Here is a 21,449-nt window from a genome sequence, read left to right as displayed (position 1 = left end):
AGGGTCGCCGTCAGATCAATCCTAACGCAGATGCGGCAGCGCCGCGTGGCCGAAGAAAAAGCGCCGCCGCGCGGCGAAAATGGCGCGTGATCGCGCACCATCGCGCACCCTCGCGCGAGATCACGCGCAGCGCGCGAGCAACCGCTCCAGCGCGCGATCCGGCATGCCGCTTTCGCGCAGCGCTTCCACCGTGCGGCGCACGTAGTCGAGCGTGGTGCCATATCGGCCGCTCGCGCAGCCGAACACCGTGCGCACGGTCGCTTCGGAAAGCTTGCCCGTGTACGACGCCACGTCGCGCCGCATGACGAACGCGAGCGCGGCCACGCGGCGGCCGTCGGCGAGCGTGCAGGGCAGCCACGCGGGGCGATACGAACCCATCGGCATCTCGCGGCGCCAGAGCGCTTCGAGATGCGGCATCACGCCTTCGGCCGCGAGCCGGAACGCCACGCCGGCGCACGAGCCGCCGCGATCGAGCGCGAGCACGAGGCCGGGCTGCTCGGGCGTGCCGCGATTCACGCGCGACCACAGGTAAAGCCCGCGATGGTAGCCATGCACGCGCGAGCGCACGCTTTCGACCGTCGGCAGGCCGGGGTTCCAGATCAGCGAGCCATAGCCGAACAGCCAGAGATCGGTTTGGCCGTCCCAGTTTGCGAGCATGCAGGCGAGCGAGGCGCGCAGCTCGTCTTCGCTCAACAGACGCGATTCGCCCAGCGTGGGCGGATAGCCGGGGCACGGCGCGCCGGGCGGCGTTTGCGCGACGCGCTGCTCGTGCGTTTCGGTCGTTTCGAACGTTGGCGGCGGATCGTTTGGGTCGGGCGTGCGCGTGTCGTTCATGGGATCGCTACGTCGGTCGCGGGATCACTGGTACGGATCGGCAAAACCGAGCGAATTGAGCACCTCGGTTTCGATGCCTTCCATTTCCTCGGCTTCGGCGTCGTTCTCGTGATCGTAGCCTTGCGCGTGCAGCGCGCCGTGGACGAGCAAATGCGCGTAATGCGCGGCGAGCGTCTTGCCTTGCTCGGCGGCTTCCTTTTCGACCACGGGGCAGCAGAGGATCAAGTCGCCGGTCACGGGGTCGTCCTCGCTTTCCGCGTAGGCGAAGGTGAGCACGTTGGTCGCGTAGTCCTTGCCGCGATAGCCGCGGTTGAGCGCGCGGCCTTCCTCGGCGTCGACGAAGCGCACCGCCAGTTCCGCGTCGGCGAAGAGGGCGGCCTTGAGCCACGTCGCCACGGTCGCGCGCGGCAGCGCGGCCTTGTGCTCGGGAAACGCCTTCGCGGCCGGGAACTGAACGGTCAGCTTGAGTTTGGGTGCGCGGGCCATGAGTGTCTTGCGTGCGGGTCAGCGGCTGTCGCCGTTGCCTTCGTCCTTCTTCGCGTGCGCGTCGTAAGCCTCGACGATGCGCGCGACGAGCGGATGGCGCACCACGTCGGCGCTCGTGAAGTGCGTGAGCGCGATGCCGCGCACGTTCTTCAACACCTGCTGCGCTTCGATCAGGCCGCTCTTGTGGCCGCGCGGCAAGTCGACCTGCGTGGTGTCGCCGGTCACGACCGCCTTCGAGCCGAAGCCGATGCGCGTGAGGAACATCTTCATCTGCTCGGGCGTGGTGTTCTGCGCCTCGTCGAGAATGATGAACGCGTGATTGAGCGTGCGGCCGCGCATGTACGCGAGCGGCGCGATTTCGATCATCTGGCGCTCGAACATCTTCGCCGTCTTGTCGAAACCGAGCAGATCGTAGAGCGCGTCGTAAAGCGGGCGCAGATACGGGTCGACCTTCTGCGCGAGATCGCCGGGCAGAAAGCCGAGGCGCTCGCCGGCTTCCACCGCCGGACGCGTGAGCACGATGCGCTTGACCTGATCGCGCTCCAGCGCGTCCACGGCGCAGGCCACCGCGAGATAGGTCTTGCCCGTGCCCGCCGGCCCGATGCCGAAGGTCACGTCGTGCGAAATGATCTGCTTGAGGTAGTCGCGCTGCGCGGGCGTGCGGCCGCGCAGGTCGGCGCGGCGCGTGTAGAGCTTCGGGCCTTGATCTTCGACGTCGATGCCGTTGCCGGCGGGTTCGTCGAACGGATGATCGGGGTCGCCGCGAAAGCGCGGATCGGCTTGCGCCGCGTCGTCGCCGCCGCCGCCGCCGTTGTCGCCGTCGCCGCCCTTGCCGGCGCCGGCCTTGCCGCGCAGCCCGCCGTTGCCGCTCTCGCGCGGATCGCTCACGAGGTTCGCCGGATGACGCGCCTCCACGAGCGCGAGCTGGATGTCGTCGACGGAAAGCGGATCGCGCGCCTGGTTGTAGAAGTTTTCGAGCGCCGCGAGCGCGAGCTTGGCGCCGCGCCCGCGAATGCCGATGCGATGGCCGCGCCGCGCGAGCGTCACGTCGAGCGCCTGCTCGATCTGCCGCAGGTTTTCGTCGAGCGGCCCGCAGAGGTTGGCGAGGCGCGCGTTGTCGTCGCGCGGCGCGGTGAATTCCAGATGCTGCTGATTGGGCTTCAAGGTGTCTCTGAACTCCTCAATACCGTGGATGCGGTCAGTGTGCGAGCGCCGGGGCGTCTTCGTGCGCGAGCACGAGTTCGCCGCGCAGCGAGTGCGGGTACGCGTGATTGATCTTCACGTCGATCATCTGGCCGATCAGGCGCGCGTGCGAAGCGAGCGGCGCCGGGAAGTTCACCACGCGGTTGTTTTCGGTGCGGCCGGCGAGTTCGCCCGGGTCCTTGCGCGACGGGCCTTCCACGAGAATGCGCTCGACCCGGCCGACCATCGACTGGCTGATGCGCTGCACGTTCTCTTCGATCGTGGCTTGCAAGTGTTGCAGACGCTTGAGCTTCACTTCGCGCGGCGTGTCGTCGTGCAGGTTCGCCGCGGGCGTGCCGGGGCGCGGGCTGTAGATGAACGAGAAGCTCGTGTCGTAGCTCATCTCCTCGACGAGCTTCATGGTTTTCTCGAAGTCGTCCTCGGTCTCGCCGGGAAAGCCGACGATGATGTCGGTCGACAGCGACAGGTCGGGGCGGATCGCGCGCAGCTTGCGGATCACCGACTTGTATTCGAGCACCGTGTAGCCCCGCTTCATCGCCATCAGCACGCGGTCCGAGCCGTGCTGCACCGGCAGATGCAGATGCGAAACGAGCTTCGGCACCTTCGCGTAAGCGTCGATCAGGCGCTGCGTGAACTCCTTCGGATGCGACGTGGTGTAGCGAATGCGCTCGATGCCCGGCACTTCGGCCACGTATTCGATCAGCGTGGCGAAATCGGCGACGTCATGAGCGCCGTCGGCGAGCGCGCCGCCGAATTTCCCGCGATAAGCGTTGACGTTCTGCCCGAGCAGCGTGACTTCGCGCACGCCCTGGTCGGCGAGACCGGCGATTTCGGTGAGCACGTCATCGAGCGGGCGCGACACTTCCTCGCCGCGCGTATAGGGCACGACGCAGTAGCTGCAATATTTCGAGCAGCCTTCCATGATCGAGACGAACGCGCTCGGGCCTTCCACGCGCGCCGGCGGCAGATGGTCGAACTTCTCGATTTCGGGGAAGGTGATGTCGACCTGCGCGCGGCCCGAGGCGCGGCGCGCGTCGATCATCTGCGGCAGGCGGTGCAGCGTTTGCGGACCGAACACGAGATCCACATACGGCGCGCGCGACACGATGGCCGCGCCTTCCTGGCTCGCCACGCAGCCGCCCACGCCGATCAGCAGGTTCGGATTCGCTTCCTTCAGCTCGCGCACGCGGCCGAGGTCGGAAAAGACCTTTTCCTGCGCCTTTTCGCGCACCGAGCAGGTGTTGAAGAGGATGACGTCCGCGTCTTCGGGCGTGTCCGTCTTCACGAGGCCTTCGGCGGCGCCGAGCACGTCGACCATTTTGTCGGAGTCGTACTCGTTCATCTGGCAGCCAAAGGTCTTTACATAAACTTTCTTGGTCATCGGGTTTCGCCGTTCACAGTGGTTGACCTGGGGGCGTCGTCCGCTTGATGCGCGTGCCGGAGCACGGGATGCATGTGATGGACTACGGGTTCTTTGAATTAAGAGGGCCGAATCGGGGTGCGGTGAACCGGCCGGAACCGATCCCGGCAACCTGTATCTGCCGACGCGCACCTGCTGATGCACATTTGGCGGCTCGGGACGCTCCGCCTTGCTTGTGGCTTGTTTTCGTCGCGCATGAAACCGGTGCTAATCGCTGCGCGCGCAATCCAACATTATATCCGTTTGCGCCTTCGCGCTTTGCGTCCGCTTTGGCCGTGCCGTGCCGGGCCGGTGCGGCCGGTGCGGGCCGCCGGCGCCTCGAATTCCCTCGAAGTCCGGGCGAAACGCCCGGCTGAGAAAATCCGGCGGCGCCCTTGCGCGCGGCGCGGAAAAACGGTTGCGGTGACAGCGCGCGTGCAGCGGCGCGTTGGGCAGCGTCGTTCGGGCATCGCCGTCTCTAGCCGCCCGGCGCGAAGATCGTCGGCGACATCGCACATCGACTTTACCGTGCGTTCATAACCGCGCAGCGCCCATCGCCGCGCCGCTTCGCCATCCGTCGATTCCGGCGCGGCTTCAGGCGGCACCGTGCAGGCCCGCTCATGCTCGGCAACATGCCCGGCGGCAAACTCGCGGACCGCGCGCCGATGCCTTCGCATGGGCATTGTCGCGATGCTTGCCGTGCGGCTCGACATGCGCCACGCGCCGGCGCGCCGCGCGTGGGGCGGCGCGGCAGAACAGGTGAGCGCCTTATGCGCAGGCCGCGAAAGCATTCCCGGAATCGCGCTCTGCAATGCTGATATCAGTGTGAAGATAACTTCGTTGGGCGCGGCAAATCGCGATGCTAGTCTTGCCTCCATTCAGGCTCTTGCGCCGCTTCGCATGCGGCAATACCGGGAGGCAGCCATGCATTCACCCCTCGCGCTGGTGCGCGACGCCCAGCACGCCGCTGCGCACAACGAAGGACCGTACGACGCGCTCGAATACCTCGTGGGCGTGAATCTCGCGCGGCTGCGCGCCGAGCGCCAGCTTTCGCTCGATGCGCTCGCGCGCGCCTCGGGCGTCTCGCGGGCGATGCTCGCGCAGGTCGAATCGGCGCGCAGCGTGCCGTCGATCAAGGTGCTCTGCAAGGTCGCGGCGGCGCTCAAGGTGTCGGTGTCGGCGTTCTTGCGCAAGCACGCGGTGAACGGCTTCGAGCATTTGCCCGCCGACCGCGCCACGCGGCTCGTTTCCGCCGACGGCCGCTTTTCGGCGCGCGCGCTCTATCCGGAAAGCGAGCCGGCCGCCGCCGAATTCCACGAGTTGCGCATCGCGCCGCTGCACACCGAGCCCGGCACGCTTCGCGCGCCCGGCACCACGGTGAATCTCGTCGTGAGCGAAGGCACGCTCGAAGTGAGCGTCCATGAGCGCCGCCAGTTGCTCGCGACCGGCGACGCGATCGTGTTCGACGCCGACCAGCCGCACAGCCTGCGCAATCCCGGCGACACCGAGGCGCGCGTGTTCCGCGTCACGCTCAATGCCGAAACGCCGCCGCGCTGGGACGTGCCCGCTTCGGCTTCGACATCGCTGCACGCCGCGCAAGCCGCCGGAGCTGCGGCGCCGCAGCCGGCGGTGATCGACTGATACCGGCTGAAGTCCGGGCCGAGTCGCCGTTTTTCCGCGCTGCACGATCGCGCGGCCTGTTGTATCCTTTGCCCGCCGGATTTTCCGGCAATCAGTGCGTCTTCAGGGCGGGGTGAAATTCCCCACCGGCGGTATGCCGGCCGCGCCGCAAGGCAACGCCGGCAAGCCCGCGAGCGCCTCGCGCGAGCTTTTGCCCGCGCGAGGGTCAGCAGATCTGGTGCGATGCCAGAGCCGACGGTCATAGTCCGGATGGAAGAAGATGTGCAGATGGTCACGGTTGTCCATCCGCCGCCGCGTTCGGCCGATGCGCGCGTTCTTTTCGGAGCGCGGCGCGTTTGCCGGACGGCGCGTGCCGGGATGCCTGTCTGTTTGCAATGCCCTGAAACGTTTTTCGCCCCACTCTCGCGAGGAGCGTTTCACATGTCCGTTACCGCCAGTTCCACGTTTGCCCCGTCCGCCGTCGATTTGCTCGACGCCGTTGCGGATATCCCGTACCTCGAAACCGAACCGGTGCCGCCGCGCATCGCCGCCGCGCTGCAAGCCATGCGCGAGGGCCGGCCCGTCGTGCTCCAGGACGATCACGACCGCGAGGACGAAGCCGATCTGATCGTCGCCGCCGAGCGGCTCACGCCCGAAACCATGGCGCTCTTTATCCGCGAGTGCAGCGGCATTGTTTGCCTCTGCCTTTCGGACGAGAAAGTGCGCGCGCTCGAATTGCCGCCAATGGTCGCGCACAACGAAAGCCGCAACCGCACCGCGTTCACGGTGTCGATCGAGGCGCGCGACGGCGTGAGCACCGGCGTTAGCGCCGCCGACCGCGTGACGACGATCCGCGCCGCCATCGCCCCGAACGCGCAGCCCGCCGACATTGTGCGTCCCGGCCACGTGTTTCCGCTGCGCGCGCAAAAGGGCGGCGTGCTCGCGCGCCGCGGCCACACCGAAGGCACCGTCGATCTCGCCTCGCTCGCGGGCCTCGCGCCCGCCGGCGTGCTTTGCGAGTTGATGAACCCGGACGGCACGATGGCGCGCGGCCAGCAGGTCGACGATTTCGCGAAACTGCACGGCCTGCCGATGCTGACGATCGCCGAACTCGTGGCGTTCCGCGAGTCGATCGCGGCTGCGCGCGAGCGTTGCGCCGAACCGGCTTGATTTGCGTTTCGAGCGGCGTTCAAGCGACGTTCAAGCGGCGTTCAAGCGCTTGAGCATTCGAGCGCTTAAATGTTCGAGCGCTTGACCGTTCGAGCGAAGCACGGCGCGCGAGATTTCGCGCGCCGTTTTCATTTGGGCGCGGGCCGTGGAAGGTGAAATTCAGGACTGCACGTCGCCGAATTCGCCGCGCATGCCCGCTTCCACGAGCGCGGGCAATTCATCCATGTGCGTCATGATGCGTGTGATGCCCATCTCGCGCAGCACGTCGGCGTAACCGGACGGAATGTGGCTCGCGCCCACGAACGCGATGGTTTTCATGCCTGCCGCGCGCGCGGCATTCAATCCCGAGATGCTGTCTTCGACCACGAGACAACGCGCCGGGGCCACGCCCAGCGTTTTTGCCGCGTGCAGATAGACGTCGGGATAGGGCTTCGGCCGCGCAACCATTTCGGCGCTAAAAACGCGTTCGCCGAAGATCGTGTCGAGTCCCGCGCGGCGCACCGAGGCGTGAACGCGCGTGAGCCGGCTGTTCGACACCACCGCCACGGGCAGCGACACCCCGCGCAACGCGTCGCGCACGCCGTTGATCGGGCTTACCGACTGGGCGATGGCCGCTTCGCAATTGTGTTCGATCGTCCCGAGAAAATCTTCCGGCATGACGAGATTCATGCGCGCGGCGAGATCGGCGAGAAAGCGCGAGGTTTGCTGGCCGAACGCCGACTGCACGGCGGCGTGGAAATCGACGCCGGGAAACGTTTGCGTGAGGGTGTCGAGAAGAACGCGGTCGGCGATGACTTCGCTGTCGACGAGCACGCCGTCGCAGTCGCAGATGAGATGGTCGATCATGCGTGAAACGAAAGGGACAAAAAACGAAATGAGCGCGAGGCGAGGGACCAGGCACAAGAGCCCTCAAGCCGCCGCCAGCCCGACATGATACGTGCTTTTACCGGCGCGCCCGGCGATTCAACCGTCGCCGCCGCGTGCGGCTTCGCCCGAGTCGGCCCATGCCTTCGCCGCGCCGATCGCACGCTGCCAGCCCGCCAGCGAGCGGGCGACGTCCGCGCGCGGCAGCGCGGGCGTGAAGCGGCGGTCTAGCTGCCACTGTTGCTGCAATTCGCCGATGTCGCGCCAGAAACCCACGGCAAGCCCCGCAAGGTAGCCCGCGCCAAGCGCCGTGCTTTCGCTTGCGCGCGGGCGCAGCACGTCGGCGCCGAGCAGATCGGCCTGGAACTGCATCAGCAGATTGTTCGCGCACGCGCCGCCGTCTACGCGTAGCTCCTTCACGCGCATGCCCGAATCGGCTTGCATCGCGGCGAGCACGTCGTACGACTGGTACGCGATGGCGTCGAGCGCCGCACGCGCGATGTGCGCCGCGCTCGTGCCGCGCGTGACGCCGAACAGCGTGCCGCGCGCATGCGCGTTCCAGTGCGGCGCGCCGAGGCCCGCGAACGCGGGCACGAGATACACGCCGTCGCTGTGCGGCACGCTGGCCGCGAGCGCTTCGATCTCGCTTACGCTGCGGATGATGCCCAAGCCGTCGCGCAGCCACTGCACCACCGCGCCCGCGATGAAAATACTGCCTTCGAGCGCGTACTGCGTTTTGCCGAGCGCCTGCCACGCAATGGTGGTGACCAGGTTGTGGCGCGACTCGATCGGCGCGTCGCCGGTGTTCATCACGAGAAAGCAGCCGGTGCCGTAGGTGTTCTTCGCCATGCCGGGACGCAGGCACATCTGCCCGAACAGCGCCGCATGCTGGTCGCCGGCCACGCCCGCGAGCGGAATTTCGCTGGCGAACAACGCGCCCGCCGTACGCGCGTAAATTTCCGACGACGAACGCACTTCCGGCAGCATCGCGCGCGGGATGTCGAACAGCGCGAGCAAGTCGTCGTCCCATTGCAGCGCGTGGATGTCGAACAGCAGGGTGCGTGCGGCGTTGGTGACGTCGGTGGCGTGCAGCGCGCCGCGCGTGAGATGCCACATGAGCCAGCTATCGACGGTGCCGAACGCGAGCTTGCCCGCGCGCGCCTTCTCGCGCGCGCCCTCGACGTGATCGAGAATCCAGCGGATCTTGGTGGCCGAAAAATACGCGTCGATCGGCAGGCCCGTTTTCGCGCGCACGGCCGACTCGTGGCCTTGCCGCTTGAGGTCGTCGCAGAAGCCGGCCGTGCGGCGGTCCTGCCAGACGATGGCGTTATAAACGGGCTGACCCGTTTCGCGGTCCCAGACGATGGTGGTTTCGCGCTGGTTCGTGATGCCGATGGCCGACACCGCTGCGCTGCCCACGCCCGCGCGCGTGAGCGCCTCCGCCGCCACGCCCGCCTGGCTCGACCAGATGTCGCGCGGATCGTGCTCCACCCAGCCGGGCCGCGGGTAGTGCTGCGCGAATTCCTTTTGCGCGAGCGCGACGATGGCGCCGCCGCGATCGAGCAGCAGGGCGCGCGAACTCGTCGTGCCCTGGTCCAGCGCGAGGATGTACGACTCGGCCATCGTGCGGTCTCCTCCGGGTGAAGGTGATGAGGTGCAGGCCAGCATAGCCTGAAAGCCGCGCGCAAGTCGCCTCGGCCGAACGGCCAGGGTGTGGCGCGCGCCGCTCGGTGCGACAATGGCCGCGTTCGAAACTATCAGGCTAACCAGCCGGAAACGAGGCAATCATGCGTGGAATGGCGATGATCGGCGCGGCCGCGCTGCTCGCGGGATGCGCGGGCGCGGTGCCCACCAGTGTCGATGGCGGTTGGGGCGCGCCCTCGTTCGCCGCGTTGCAGCAGATGTGCGGCGCCCAGACGGTGGATTACGGCAACGACGCGCAAGCCGTTTATTCGGCCGTGTTCGACGCCTGGGTGGCGCAGCGTCACGGCAAGTTGCCGCAGACGCAGTTCTGCGGCTTCCAGGCGGCGCTCGCGAAGCAATATGCGGAATTCGGCCAGAGCAGCGATCCGGCGGCGCGCAATCAATGGGTGAGCTTCCTTAACGACCAGCGCGCGAATGCGCTGAGCTGGCGCGCAGCCGTCGATTCCACGCTGCGGGCGGGGTAGGCGGCACGGCGCCGCCGGGCGGGGCATGCTGTCCTGGCCGCGACGTCCTTGGCCGTGACGGGCTCGCCGGCGCGATCTCGCCGGTTGAATCCCTGGGCAAAAAAGATGGTCACGCGGGCGTGAAGCGCGCGGGTCCGCGTGACCATGCACTGCAGGCGCATGCGTTAGAGGCGTTGCGCCTGCATCGGGGACGTGCCCGCGTGGGTTCGAACGCATACCGGCGGGCTGGCGGACGTCCTTGCGTCCGCGAAGGTTTGGAGTTGCGCTAATCTGGGATGAGCCTGCCGCGCGGTGTGCGCGGCCTTACGAACACCGTTTGATGGCGCGCAGGGCGGAGTTGCCGATTTCGGTCAATCGCCATTGCTGGAGGCCGGAAGCAAGGCGCTCCAGTTGGACAAGCTGCCGTTCGAGGAGGGCGTCGAGTTCTTCCCGTTCCATGTCGAGCTGGTTCGGGGCGTCTTTCACGAGCAGCAGCGTGGCGAATTCATGCGGACTCAGCATCGTTCTCTCCGTGTTGCCGCATCAGAGGTCGTGCGCGGCCGAAGGGTGCGGCGGCGCGGCGACAGTCATGCGGTAGGTGTGAGCGAAAGCATGCAAGCGCGTCGATCATGGGGCTGCGCGGTGCGCCGCTCGCGGCGCCGTGCATGAACGTCGTGCGCGGCGAGCGCGGCAAAGCGGCTTTCAGCCCGCGATCGGCAGCGGGGAACTGGAGTGTAGTCAACGCCGCTACGTTGTACAAACCACATGCCGAAAATATTCCCTTTGACATTCCCGCTTGCGGAAAGCGGTTGAGCGGGGCGGCCGGTTTCGCGAATTCACTTGAGGTTCGTGCCGCGCCGCCGCAATGCGCAGTGAATCGCGGGCGCGCGCGGCGAGGCGAGCGAAGCGCCGTCGATAGGATCGGACCGGCATGCCGAAATTGTAAGGAAACGTCGGCGCGCCGCCCGCAAGGTCGAATGGATCATAGGAAGTCGTCTTTTCCTGGAACTGTGGGGGCCGGGATCGGTCTGTGCTCCATGACTGCAGCTTCGCGAAACAACAGCTAAGATTGAATCGGGATGGCTGGTGCCTTTCACCGTGGGTGAAAGCGTGTGCGCGTGACACGTGCAATACGCGGGCTGGGAGCCCGCTCCGCGCCACGTGAGCACAGATGCCGCTTTGGGAGTTCGGACCATGCGTAACGACAATGAGCCTCGCCACGTCATGCCGTGGCGTATCGAAGACATCGATCTCACCCGCATCGATCTTCAGCATGCACGCGCCAACGAAGACCTCATGCTGCTGCTCTGCGCCTCTTCGTTTATCGAAAGCGGCTCGGACATCTACACGAGCAACCTGAGCGCGTTCTTCAACGGCGACCCGGAAGTGTCGGACTGGCTCAACCGGGAGTGGGAAATCGAGGAGCTTCAGCACGGCCGCGCGCTGAAAACCTACATCCAGTACGTCTGGCCCGAATTCGACTGGGACACGGCGTTTCGGAATTTCATCGACGAATACTCCAAAACGTGTTCGTTCGAGGAGTTCGAGAAAACGCGCGCGCTGGAAATGGTGGCGCGCTGCGTGGTGGAAACGGGCACCGCGACCCTGTACCGCGCCATCGGCGAATGCTCGAACGAGCCGGTGCTCAAGGAAATCACGGCCAATATACGCAGCGACGAAGTGCGTCACTACAAGCACTTTTTCCGATACTTCAAGAAGTACAACCAGAAGGAAGGGCACGGCCGCTTCGCCGTGCTCGGTGCGCTCTTGCGCCGCGTGATGGAGATCAAGAACGAGGATTCGGAGATCGCGCTGCGCCATGTGTTCGCGATGCGTTATCCCGATCGCGTGCGCGACGCGGCCTACAATCGCGAGCTGACCGCGCGCGTCAACAAGCTCGTGCGGCGCAACCTGTCGGCCGACATGTGCGTGAAGATGCTGCTCAAGCCGCTCGACATTCCCGCGAAGATCCAGCCGAGCGTCCATTACCCGCTCGCGAAGATTACGCAGCACGTGTTCTTCCGCTAATTCTTCCGCCGACTCTGCGCGGCGTCTCTCGACGCTTGCCGCAGACGTAAAAAAGCCGCGCATTTCGCGCGGCTTTTTGCTTTCTGTCTACCGGCGGCCAGTCGTCGGCCAGTCGTCGGCAAATCGCCGGCCAATCTTTGGCTCAGCGGTCGCGCTGGCCGTTGCCGTCGCGTCGCGAGCCGGGGCGGCCGCCGCCGAGCAGCGCGCCGGGGTTCGACTGCGGTTTGCGCTGCTGCGGGCGGCCGAGCGCGCTTTCGTGCGAGACGCCGCGCTGGCTTTCACGGCGCGTATGTTCGCCGCGCGCGCCTTGCGCGCCGTGGTTCGCCGCGACCTGCGGCTTGGCCGAACGCGCGCCGCCATTGGCGGGCTTGCCCGGGCGCTGGCCGGCGTTCGCGTTGGCGGCATTGGCGTTGGGGTTCGCGCCGTTGCCGTTGGCGGCGTGACCGCCCGTGCGGCCGCCGCGCGCGCCGTTGTTGCCGCGCGGCTCGCGGGCCTCACGCGGTTCGCGTGTTTCGCGAGCATCGCGCGAGTCGCGGGAATCCCGCGCCTGGCCCGCACGAGCGCCGCCAGGCTTGCCGCCTTGCGCGGCTTCGCGGCCCGCGCGCTGGCCCTGTCCTTGCCCCTGTCCTTGCGCTTGCTGACCTTGCCCCTGACCCTGGCGCGGCGAGCGGCCTTGCGGCTGGCTGCGGCGCTGGATCGGCTCGGGCCTGGCGTTCGGGTCCGGCTCGAAGCCTGCAATGACTTCCTGCGGCACCGCGCGCTTGATGAGCTTCTCGATGTCCTTGAGCAACTGGTGTTCGTCGACGCAAACCAGCGACACCGCTTCGCCCGTCGCACCCGCGCGGCCCGTGCGGCCGATGCGGTGTACGTAGTCTTCCGGCACGTTCGGCAGATCGTAGTTGACGACGTGCGGCAACTGGTCGATGTCGATGCCGCGCGCGGCGATGTCGGTGGCCACGAGCACCTGGAGCGTGCCGTCCTTGAACTCGCTCAAGGCGCGCGTGCGCGCCGACTGGCTCTTGTTGCCGTGAATCGCGAGCGCGCTGATGCCGTCCTTCGTGAGCTGTTCGGCGAGACGGTTCGCGCCGTGCTTGGTGCGCGTGAACACGAGCACCTGAAACCAGTTGTGCTGGCGGATCAGGTGCGTGAGCAGGTCGCGCTTGCGGTCGCGGTCGACGGGATAGATTTTCTGGGCGACGGTTTCGGCCGTGGTGTTGCGGCGCGCGACTTCGATCAGCGCGGGCGAGTCGAGCAGGCTGTCGGCGAGCGCCTTGATCTCGTCGGCGAAAGTGGCCGAAAAGAGCAGGTTCTGGCGCTTGGGCGGCAGCTTCGCGAGCACGCGCTTGATGTCGTGGATGAAACCCATGTCGAGCATGCGGTCGGCTTCGTCGAGCACGAGAATCTCGAGCTGCGAGAGGTCGATGGTTTTCTGCTGCATGTGATCGAGCAGGCGGCCGGGCGTGGCCACGACGATGTCGACGCCGCGCCGGAGCGCGTCGATCTGCGGGTTGATGCCGACGCCGCCGAACATCACCGTGGATCTGAGCTTCAGGTACTTGCCGTAGGCGCGCACGCTTTCCTCGACCTGCGCGGCGAGTTCGCGCGTGGGCGTGAGGATCAGCGCGCGCACGACGCGCTTGCCGCTTGCGGCGGCCGGCATGTCGGTGAGGCGCTGGAGGATCGGCAGCGTGAAGCCGGCGGTCTTGCCCGTGCCGGTTTGCGCGCCCGCGAGCAGGTCGCCGCCGGCGAGCACTGCGGGAATCGCCTGTGCCTGGATGGGCGTGGGCGTGGTGTAGCCGAGTTCGTTGACAGCGCGGACCAGCGGTTCGGACAAGCCGAGAGAATCGAAAGACATAAATACCTATGTGTATTGCAGTGGCGCCGGCGTCGCATCGCGGCCCATGGGCGCGCTGCGGCGCGAGGCGGCGGGACGGTCCTGCCGGACGCCATGCGCCCGGCCATCGGCCGCCCTTCGCGTTGTTCGGACGGCGCGCCAGTGCGCGCGCCGCGGATTTCATGACCGGACGGAGCTAACAAGACCCGTCGGCTGGCGTTAAGTTGCATCGCGCGGCCGCGAACACTGGGGCGGCTGCGCGATGGCTTCGCATTGACGCGTCACGCGACGTAGCGCGCGACGCTCACGAACTGACAAACGCTCCCGGCGAGCACGAACAGATGCCAGATTCCATGTCCGTGCCGGATGCGTTCGTCGTTGACGAAAAAATAAATGCCGGCGCTGTAGATGACGCCGCCGGCCAGAAGCCACGCGGTGCCCGCCGCCGGCAGCGCTTCGAGCAGCGGCCGGACCGCCACCACCGCGAGCCAGCCCATCACCACGTAGAGCACCATCGAAAGCACTCGCGTGCGCTTGCCCAGCGTGAGTTCCTGCACGATGCCGAGCGCGGCCAGCCCCCAGCTCACGCCGAACAGCGACCAGCCCCAGGGGCCGCGCAGCGTCACGAGCGTGAACGGAGTATAGCTGCCCGCAATCAGCAGATAGATGGCGGCGTGGTCGCACTTTTGCAGCACGGCCTTCAGACGCGGGCCGCGAACGCCGTGATAGAGCGTCGAAATCGTGTAGAGCGCGCAGAGCATCGCGCCGTAGACAGCGAAGCTCACGACCTTGTACGCGTCGTGGTCGAACGCGGCGAGCGTCACGAGCGAGACGAGCCCCGCGATCGACAACATCGCGCCCACGAGGTGAGTAATGCTGTTCAGACGCTCACCGGCGTGCATGACGACACTCCTTGTTCTTCTTGCCCCGCAGCGCGCCGCCGCGGCTCCGCCAGCCGCGCGCCTTGCCTTGCAACTGCATTCAAGCGATTTTCACTGCGTCTTTCAACCGCGTCTTTCAGCCGCGCATTCAACCGCGCATTCAACCGCGCATTCGGCGCATCGCGGCCTCGCGCCGTTCGCCTTTCGTGTTCCGGCGCGCCCGGGACGGGTGCAGGACACGCCGGGCCGCCAAATAGCGAAGGGCGCAGCCCGCTTTCCGCGAACTGCGCCCTCGTCAGGCAAACGTCACTATAGCAGTTACCCGCGGCCCGCTACCGCTCTGCGGGCGAAAGCCCCCGTTGCGGCGGCGCGACCGCGCATGGGGGCGCGCATCAATCGAGCGGCGCGGAGCGCAGATCGGCCACCTGCTGCGGCGAGACCGGCGTGCCCTTGTTGCCCCAGGACATGCGGATGAACGTGACCACGGCCGCGACTTCCTGGTTCGACAACGACTGCGCGAACGGCGGCATGCCGTAGGGGCGCGGGTTGCCTCCCGTACTCGGCGGATAACCGCCGTTGAGCACCATGCGGATCGGGTTCACGGCCGAATGCATCTGGATCGACTGGTTGTTCGCCAACGGCGGGAAATTCGGCGGCATGCCGAGACCGTTTTCCGCGTGACACTTCGCACACTGGTCATGGTAAATCTTCTGACCTTGCTGTAAGAGTTCGCCGCCGAACGCTTCGGACGTCTCCATCTGCATGGTTTCGGGCGCTTCCTTCTTCTGCGGGATGGTCTTGAGATACGTCGCCATCGCGTGGATGTCGTCGTCCGAAAGGTATTGCAGGCTGTTGTGGATCACGTCGGCCATCGGCCCGAACACGGCGCCGCGCTGCGATACGCCCGTTTTCAGGAGACTCGCGATGTCCTTCGTTTCCCAGTCGCCGAGTCCGCCTTCGCTGCCGGTGAGCGAGGGCGCGTACCAGTTCTGCAACGGGATCAGGCCGCCCGCGAACGCCGCCGAATTGACCGGACCGCCCACCGCGTTGATCGACGTATGGCACATGCCGCAGTGGCCGAGACCTTCGACGAGATACGCGCCGCGGTTCCATTCCACCGACTTGGTGGGATCGGGCTTGTACTCGCCTTCGCGGAAGAACAGCGTGCGCCAGCCGATCAGCAGATTGCGGTTGTTGAACGGGAAGCGCAGCTCGTGCGGCCGGCTCGGCACGTTCGAGGGCGGCACCGAGCGCAGATACGCGTAGATCGCGTCGGAGTCGGCGCGCGAGACCCTCGTGTAGCTCGCGAACGGGAAGGCCGGATAGAGCAGGCTGCCGTCCTTCGAGCGGCCCGTGTGCATCGCGCGATAGAAGTCGTCGGCGCTCCATTTGCCGATGCCGTATTGATCGTCGGGCGTGATGTTGGGCGTGTAGAGCGTGCCGAACGGCGTGGCCATCGGCAGGCCGCCGCCGAACTGCTTGCCGCCGCGCACCGTGTGGCAGGCGATGCAGTCGCCGGCGCGGGCGAGGTATTCCCCCTTCTTGATGAGGCTCGCCTGATCGGCGGTGGTGGCGGCTTGCGCCGCGCCGTTGTGGAGATAGTCGGCGCCGGACCAGAGCACCGGCACGAGCGCCGCGGCGGCTGCCACGACGACGGCGGAGAGTGCGAACAGGGACTTGCGGTTCATATTGGCTGTCTCCCGGCGCCTTATTGCGGTTCGCTGCCGCACGCGAGCGGCGTCTTCAACGAGCCAGCCGGCGCCGGCACGGGATTTTGCGGCGCGGTTTGCATCGCGAGCCAGGCCGCGACCGCGCTCACGTCTTCGTCGGTGAGGCGCGTGGCGATCTCGTGCATGCAGTCGGGCGCCTTCGCATGGCGAGAGCCCGAACGCCAGGCGCCGATCTGCGCGCTGATGTAGTCCGAATGCAGCCCGACCAGGCCCGGAATGGCCGGCTCCATGCCCGTGAGCTTCGCGCCGTGGCAGGCCGCGCAGGCCGGAATCTGCTTGCCCGGATCGCCGTGCAGCACGATGTTCTGGCCGCGCGCGAGCGTGGCGTCGCCGACCGACGGCTTCGCGGGCGGCGGATAGGGCGGCCGCTGCTGCGAGAAATACGTGGCGATCTCGTGCAGGTAGTCGTCCGAAAGATAGGTGACCAGATAATTCATCGGAGGGTACTTGCGGCGCCCATCGCGAAAATTCGTCAACTGGTTGTAGAGATACTCGGCCGGCTTGCCGGCGAGACGCGGGAAGTAGTCGTTGTCGGTGCCCTGGCCGTGCGAGCCGTGGCAGGCGGTGCAGCCCTGCACGCGCGCTTCGATCGTGTCGGGAGCTTTAGGTTGCGGAGGATTCGCGCTCTGGGCGAGCGCGGCGTTGAACGCACCGGTCGTGCCGAGCAAAAGTGCTGCTGCCAGAGGCGCGACGAGCGGAATGAGCGGCCGGAAGATACGTCTTGGGGACACGCGTGACTCCATCTTTATCGTAGACCTGACCAGGCTTCGAACGGCCCGGCTCCCAGGCTGCGCGCGATGAAAGCAGAAGACCGGGCGCGCTGCGGCAACGCAGCCGATTCTAGCATCGGGTCCTGGCTGCGACTATTTGCCGCATTTGCCATGCCGGATGCCGCGAACCGCCGTGGTTGCTGGCCCGCCGCGTTCGCGTCTCGGAGTCGCGGCTTCGCCGGTTATGATTCTGCACCTGTTCGCCGATCGGTGACACGGGGTTGTCCCGCACTCGCGCGAGGCTCATGCCGCGCGCATCGCGGGACGCTTCGCGCGATTTCGGGCGCTTTGCGGGTTTCGTGCGGCTGCGCGCGATTGCGTCTTGTGCCGATGCGTGCGCATCGTGCCGCCGATTGCCGCCCGCGTGCTGCCCGCGTGCTGCTCCGAAGCGCGCGTGGAACCGATGGAGCCGATGGAACCGATGGAACCGATGTGCGCGCCGGTTATCGAACGAGGCACCTTCGCGCAACGAAGTCCCGCGCGAAGAAGTCCCTTCGCGCCGCCACCGCCGACGCTCCGTTTTCATGTTGTTTCCTTGCCACTCGTCTCGATGACTCCAATTGCTCTTTCCCCACCGTTGCCGCAAACCCGTTCTTCCCGTTCCCGCCGCGCTCCCGACCCACGCGAGAGCGCGCACCGATGAAAGCTGACTGGCTCTGGATCGGACAGGTCGCCATGGCGGCGCTCGTGAACGTGGCGTACGCGTTCGCGCTCGGCTCGGCGTTCTATGGCGCGTGGCTCGACAAGGACGGCCGCACGGCGGTTGCGCCCGCGCGGCTCGCGTGGCTGCGCGCGCAACGCTCGCTGCGCGCGGCCGCCTGCGTGCTCGTGGCGGCGCTCGCGATGTGGCTGCTCTACGAAGGCGCGTCGATCAGCGGTTCATCGCTGCCCGGCGCGTTTGGCGTGCTCGGCACCGTGCTCGCGCAAACGCATGTCGGCCACGCATGGGCCGTGGCGTTCGCGGGCGCGCTCGTGCTGCTCGGCTGCGCGTTCGCGGCGTCGAGCGTCGCGCGCGACGGCGTGCTGTGGCTCGCGCTCATCGCAATCGCGGCGGGGCGCGCGGGTCTCGGCCATGCCGCCGACGCCGGTTTTGCCTCCGCCGCGCTCGGCCTGCACACCTTGCACGTGCTGAGCGCGAGCGCCTGGAGCGGCATCGTGATGGCGGGCGGGCTGGCGGTGCTGCCGGCGCTCGGCACGTCCACGGCGCGCGGCGTGCTGATCCGCACGGCGGGCCAGGTGTCGAACGTCGCGATGTTCGCCGTGGGCTTCGTGATCGCCACGGGCGTGTTCAACACCGTGCGCGGCAGCGGCGGCTCCCTCGACGCCATCGTCGGGAGCGCCTGGGGCCGCGTGCTGCTGCTCAAGCTCGCGCTCGTGGTGTTCGCGCTATTGCTCGGCGGCTTCAACCGCATGGTGGCGATGCCGGAACTGCGGCGCGCCGCGTCCACGGCGGCGGCGCGCCGCTTCGTCAACGTCATCCACCTGGAAGCGATCGTGATGATCGGCGTGCTCGTGATTGCCGCGGCGCTCGCGCACAGCGTGCCCGGCTATGTGATGCAAGGTTGAAACATGGCGAGAGCGGACGCCGGCTTCGGTTCGGCTCCGCTTCGATTGCGCTTTGGTTTCGCCCCGGCTCGGGTTCGGCTTCGGCTATTCGTAGCCGAGCCGATGACTCAGGATCGGTGCGAAGAAAAGGGCGATGGCGCAGCCCACGGCCTTGCCTTCGAGTTCGGCGAGCGCCGCGACGGACGTGGCCTGCGTCATCAGCTCGACGAGCTGCGGCGCGCACCAGAGCACCGCCGCGCCGATCGCCGCATGCTCGATCCGGACGATGCGCCAACCGTGCGTCAGCGCGACGGCCGCCGCGATCACGCGCAGCACGCCGAACACGACAAGCGCACCCACGGCGGCTTGTTCGCGAATCAGGTAATCGGGAAGCGACGCGCCCATGTATCTCCCTTGCAGCCCTGTTGTTTGAGTTGCAAGGGATTCAGCAAGTCGCGGGCCAGCGCGGCCTTGGGCGCTCGCGCGGCGGCCGAAAAAAGTCGCGAGCCTTGGGCGGCGCGGGTTTGCGCGCGTTCCTTGTGTGCGAAACCGACATAGGTCGCTGGCATCGTGCGCCCGGTCGCGCGGACGCGGCCCGAAACCGGCCAGAAACGTTACGCCGCTGAAACGCGCGGCGCGGCGAGCGTCACGTTACGCTCGCGGCCGCGCGTTCGCGCTTCAAACTTGAATCATCGAACGTGAATCGCGGAAGCCGTGGCGATCGCGGCGAGGGCAGCGACAGCCGCGATCGTCACGATCGCAGTGCGCTCACCGTGCGCTCACCGTGCGTTCACCGTGTACTCACCACTCGGCGACGCTGCCATCCGCGTGACGCCACACCGGATTGCGCCAGCGGTGGCCGACCTTCGCCATTTCGCGTACCTTTTCTTCGTTCACTTCGATGCCGAGGCCGGGGCCTTGCGGAATCGACACGAAGCCGTCTTCGTACTTGAAGACTTCCGGATTCTTGATGTAGTCGAGCAGATCGTTGCCCTGGTTGTAGTGAATGCCGAGGCTCTGCTCCTGGATGAACGCGTTGTAGCTCACGGCGTCGATTTGCAGGCAGGTCGCGAGCGCGATCGGGCCGAGCGGGCAGTGCAGCGCGAGCGCGACGTCGTAGGCTTCCGCCATCGAGGCGATCTTGCGGCACTCGGTAATGCCGCCCGCGTGCGAGGCGTCGGGCTGGATGATGTCGACGTAACCGCCCGCGAGAATGTGCTTGAAGTCCCAGCGCGAATACAGGCGCTCGCCGAGCGCGATCGGCGTGCTGGTCTGATTGACGATGTCGCGCAGCGCCTCGACGTTTTCCGAGAGCACCGGCTCCTCGATGAACATCAGCTTGTACGGATCGAGTTCCTTCGCGAGCACCTTGGCCATCGGCTTGTGGACGCGGCCGTGGAAGTCCACGCCGATGCCGACGTTCGGTCCCACCGCTTCGCGCACGGCCGCGACGTTGTTGATGACGCCTTGCACCTTGTCGAAGGTGTCGATGATCTGCAACTCTTCCGAGCCGTTCATCTTCACGGCCTGGAAGCCGCGCTCGACCACGGCGCGCGCGTTGTTCGCGACGTCGCTCGGGCGGTCGCCGCCGATCCACGAATACACCTTGATGCGATCGCGCACCTGACCGCCGAGCAGCGTGTGTACGGGCACGCCGTGGAATTTGCCCTTGATGTCCCAGAGCGCCTGATCCACGCCGGCGATCGCGCTCATGGAAATCGGGCCGCCGCGATAGAAACCCGCGCGATACATGACCTGCCAGTGGTCCTCGACGTTGCGTGGGTCTTTGCCGAGCAGATAGTCGGCGAGTTCGTCGACGGCGGCGGCCACGGTATGCGCGCGGCCTTCGACGACGGGTTCGCCCCAACCGACGATGCCTTCGTCGGTCTCGATCTTCACGAAACACCAGCGCGGCGGAACGATGAAGGTTTCAATCCTCGTGATTTTCATACGATGTCTCCGTGAAAAACGCGGGCGCGCGTGCAAAGGAAAGCGAACGCGGCGGCCCGTAGCAGCGCACATGCTACTGCAAAATTCGCGTTTAAGTGCTATTAATAGTATTATTTAGCGCGACTTCCCAATATCTGGGCACGTCACGCGTTCCCGCATTCACACATCCACGCATTCCACCACCACGGACGATGAGCATTCAGCGCGATCTGCACGGCACCGTTGCTTTCGAACTCGGCAGCGCAATCCTGCGCGGCGATTTTGCGCCGGCAACGGTGTTGCCGCGCGAGGCCGAGCTGATGGACGCCTTCGACGTGAGTCGCACCGTGCTGCGCGAGGCGCTGCGCACGCTCACCTCGAAAGGGCTCGTGGAGTCGCGCCCGCGCGTGGGCACGCGCGTGCGTTCGCGCGACGCATGGAATCTGCTCGACGCCGACGTGCTCGACTGGTACGCGCGCGTGGCGCCGCCGCTCGCGTTCGCGCTCAAGTTGCAGGAAATGCGCGAGATGATCGAGCCGTTCGCGGCCGGGCTCGCGGCGCAAGCGCACGACGCCGATTCGCTCGCCGTGATCGCGGGCGCGCATGGCGCGATGGCCGAAGCGCGCAACGTGGACGAATGGGTGCGTGCCGATTTGCGCTTTCATCTCGCGGTGCTGGCCGCGTGCCGCAACGAATTGCTCGTGCCGCTCGGCACGCTGATCGAGCGCACGCTCGAAGGGCAGTTGCGCGTGAACGCGAAACGCGCCGACGTGTTCAACGCCGCCTTGCCCGACCACACGACCGTGTTCGAGGCGATTGCGCGCGGCGACGCGGGGGCCGCGCGCGCCGCGATGGCGGCGCTTCTGCGCGTGACGCGCGAGCGTATCGAAGAATAAAAAGAGGCGCACGGGCGCGATGGAGCGAAGAACTCGCGCGGCTGGCGGAGGAGCGGGGAAAACGGCGTGAAACAAACGTGAAATGAAAAAAGCCGCTGTTCTTTCGAACAGCG

At 66.8% G+C, this 21,449-nt stretch carries 20 protein-coding genes and 1 riboswitch; of the genes, 6 read left to right on the top strand and 14 right to left on the bottom strand.

Annotated elements, in window-relative coordinates:
• Positions 1 to 120: 120 nt before the first annotated feature.
• The 5 genes from U5805_RS22385 to U5805_RS22365 all read right to left on the bottom strand — a co-directional run bounded on the left by U5805_RS22385 (position 121) and on the right by U5805_RS22365 (position 4,800).
• Positions 121 to 834 carry a gamma-glutamylcyclotransferase gene (locus U5805_RS22385; protein ID WP_322105687.1) on the bottom strand — a complete coding sequence of 238 codons (714 nt, stop codon included), beginning with the start codon at positions 832 to 834 and terminating at the stop codon, positions 121 to 123.
• Between the two features lie 24 nt (positions 835 to 858).
• The gene (gene ybeY / locus U5805_RS22380; protein ID WP_322105686.1) at positions 859 to 1,320 is read right to left on the bottom strand and encodes an rRNA maturation RNase YbeY; all 462 of its coding nucleotides are present in this window, start codon (positions 1,318 to 1,320) and stop codon (positions 859 to 861) included.
• An 18-nt stretch (positions 1,321 to 1,338) separates the two neighbouring features.
• Complete coding sequence (locus U5805_RS22375) at positions 1,339 to 2,484, bottom strand: PhoH family protein (protein WP_322105685.1); 1,146 nt, start codon at positions 2,482 to 2,484, stop codon at positions 1,339 to 1,341.
• 34 nt (positions 2,485 to 2,518) lie between these two features.
• Positions 2,519 to 3,904, bottom strand: a complete 1,386-nt coding sequence (gene miaB / locus U5805_RS22370) for a tRNA (N6-isopentenyl adenosine(37)-C2)-methylthiotransferase MiaB (RefSeq protein ID WP_322105684.1) — start codon at positions 3,902 to 3,904, stop codon at positions 2,519 to 2,521.
• Positions 3,905 to 4,176: 272 nt separating this feature from the next.
• Entirely contained in the window at positions 4,177 to 4,800 is a 624-nt protein-coding gene (locus U5805_RS22365) for a hypothetical protein (protein ID WP_322105683.1), read from the bottom strand.
• Positions 4,801 to 4,846: 46 nt separating this feature from the next.
• Between U5805_RS22365 and U5805_RS22360 the strand changes: the two genes are divergently transcribed.
• Positions 4,847 to 5,563: an XRE family transcriptional regulator gene (locus tag U5805_RS22360; protein WP_322105682.1), complete on the top strand. Its 717-nt coding sequence runs from the start codon at positions 4,847 to 4,849 to the stop codon at positions 5,561 to 5,563.
• Between the two features lie 94 nt (positions 5,564 to 5,657).
• A riboswitch (FMN riboswitch) is annotated at positions 5,658 to 5,828 on the top strand.
• Between the two features lie 155 nt (positions 5,829 to 5,983).
• On the top strand, positions 5,984 to 6,712 hold the full coding sequence (gene ribB / locus U5805_RS22355; protein WP_322105681.1) for a 3,4-dihydroxy-2-butanone-4-phosphate synthase: 729 nt from the start codon (positions 5,984 to 5,986) through the stop codon (positions 6,710 to 6,712).
• Positions 6,713 to 6,871: 159 nt separating this feature from the next.
• On the opposite strand, the gene U5805_RS22350 is transcribed toward ribB, so the two are convergent.
• Both U5805_RS22350 and glpK read right to left on the bottom strand, forming a co-directional pair.
• On the bottom strand, positions 6,872 to 7,558 hold the full coding sequence (locus U5805_RS22350) for an HAD family hydrolase (RefSeq protein WP_322105680.1): 687 nt from the start codon (positions 7,556 to 7,558) through the stop codon (positions 6,872 to 6,874).
• Positions 7,559 to 7,675: 117 nt separating this feature from the next.
• Positions 7,676 to 9,199, bottom strand: coding sequence for a glycerol kinase GlpK (gene glpK / locus U5805_RS22345; RefSeq protein WP_322105679.1), 1,524 nt, complete (start codon positions 9,197 to 9,199; stop codon positions 7,676 to 7,678).
• A gap of 164 nt (positions 9,200 to 9,363) precedes the next feature.
• Here glpK and U5805_RS22340 point away from each other — a divergent pair, with 164 nt between their 5' ends.
• Entirely contained in the window at positions 9,364 to 9,744 is a 381-nt protein-coding gene (locus tag U5805_RS22340; RefSeq protein WP_322105678.1) for a hypothetical protein, read from the top strand.
• Positions 9,745 to 10,047: 303 nt separating this feature from the next.
• Here the strand turns inward: U5805_RS22340 and U5805_RS22335 are convergent, their stop codons facing one another.
• Positions 10,048 to 10,245: a hypothetical protein gene (locus U5805_RS22335; protein WP_322105677.1), complete on the bottom strand. Its 198-nt coding sequence runs from the start codon at positions 10,243 to 10,245 to the stop codon at positions 10,048 to 10,050.
• A 672-nt stretch (positions 10,246 to 10,917) separates the two neighbouring features.
• Here U5805_RS22335 and U5805_RS22330 point away from each other — a divergent pair.
• Positions 10,918 to 11,751 carry a ferritin-like domain-containing protein gene (locus tag U5805_RS22330; RefSeq protein WP_322105676.1) on the top strand — a complete coding sequence of 278 codons (834 nt, stop codon included), beginning with the start codon at positions 10,918 to 10,920 and terminating at the stop codon, positions 11,749 to 11,751.
• Positions 11,752 to 11,893: 142 nt separating this feature from the next.
• On the opposite strand, the gene U5805_RS22325 is transcribed toward U5805_RS22330, so the two are convergent.
• From U5805_RS22325 to U5805_RS22310, 4 genes are all read right to left on the bottom strand, one after another.
• Complete coding sequence (locus U5805_RS22325; protein ID WP_322105675.1) at positions 11,894 to 13,606, bottom strand: DEAD/DEAH box helicase; 1,713 nt, start codon at positions 13,604 to 13,606, stop codon at positions 11,894 to 11,896.
• Between the two features lie 260 nt (positions 13,607 to 13,866).
• The gene (trhA, locus tag U5805_RS22320) at positions 13,867 to 14,487 is read right to left on the bottom strand and encodes a PAQR family membrane homeostasis protein TrhA (protein ID WP_322105674.1); all 621 of its coding nucleotides are present in this window, start codon (positions 14,485 to 14,487) and stop codon (positions 13,867 to 13,869) included.
• 371 nt (positions 14,488 to 14,858) lie between these two features.
• Entirely contained in the window at positions 14,859 to 16,154 is a 1,296-nt protein-coding gene (locus tag U5805_RS22315; protein WP_322105673.1) for a cytochrome c, read from the bottom strand.
• Positions 16,155 to 16,174: 20 nt separating this feature from the next.
• Positions 16,175 to 16,939 (bottom strand): c-type cytochrome, encoded by a 765-nt coding sequence (locus U5805_RS22310; protein WP_322105672.1) that lies wholly within the window; start codon positions 16,937 to 16,939, stop codon positions 16,175 to 16,177.
• Between the two features lie 666 nt (positions 16,940 to 17,605).
• Between U5805_RS22310 and U5805_RS22305 the strand changes: the two genes are divergently transcribed.
• The gene (locus tag U5805_RS22305; protein WP_322105671.1) at positions 17,606 to 18,532 is read left to right on the top strand and encodes a CopD family protein; all 927 of its coding nucleotides are present in this window, start codon (positions 17,606 to 17,608) and stop codon (positions 18,530 to 18,532) included.
• Positions 18,533 to 18,616: 84 nt separating this feature from the next.
• Here U5805_RS22305 and U5805_RS22300 read toward each other — a convergent pair whose 3' ends face one another.
• Together U5805_RS22300 and dgoD are read right to left on the bottom strand one after the other, a co-directional pair.
• Positions 18,617 to 18,916 (bottom strand): hypothetical protein, encoded by a 300-nt coding sequence (locus U5805_RS22300; protein ID WP_322105670.1) that lies wholly within the window; start codon positions 18,914 to 18,916, stop codon positions 18,617 to 18,619.
• Positions 18,917 to 19,312: 396 nt separating this feature from the next.
• Positions 19,313 to 20,461: a galactonate dehydratase gene (dgoD, locus tag U5805_RS22295; protein WP_322105669.1), complete on the bottom strand. Its 1,149-nt coding sequence runs from the start codon at positions 20,459 to 20,461 to the stop codon at positions 19,313 to 19,315.
• A 191-nt stretch (positions 20,462 to 20,652) separates the two neighbouring features.
• Between dgoD and U5805_RS22290 the strand changes: the two genes are divergently transcribed.
• Positions 20,653 to 21,336, top strand: a complete 684-nt coding sequence (locus tag U5805_RS22290) for a FadR/GntR family transcriptional regulator (protein WP_322105668.1) — start codon at positions 20,653 to 20,655, stop codon at positions 21,334 to 21,336.
• Positions 21,337 to 21,449 lie beyond the last annotated feature (113 nt).

Source organism: Paraburkholderia sp. J41, from assembly GCF_905220235.1.
Classification (GTDB): domain Bacteria; phylum Pseudomonadota; class Gammaproteobacteria; order Burkholderiales; family Burkholderiaceae; genus Paraburkholderia.
This window is presented reverse-complemented; position numbering and strand designations above follow the sequence as displayed.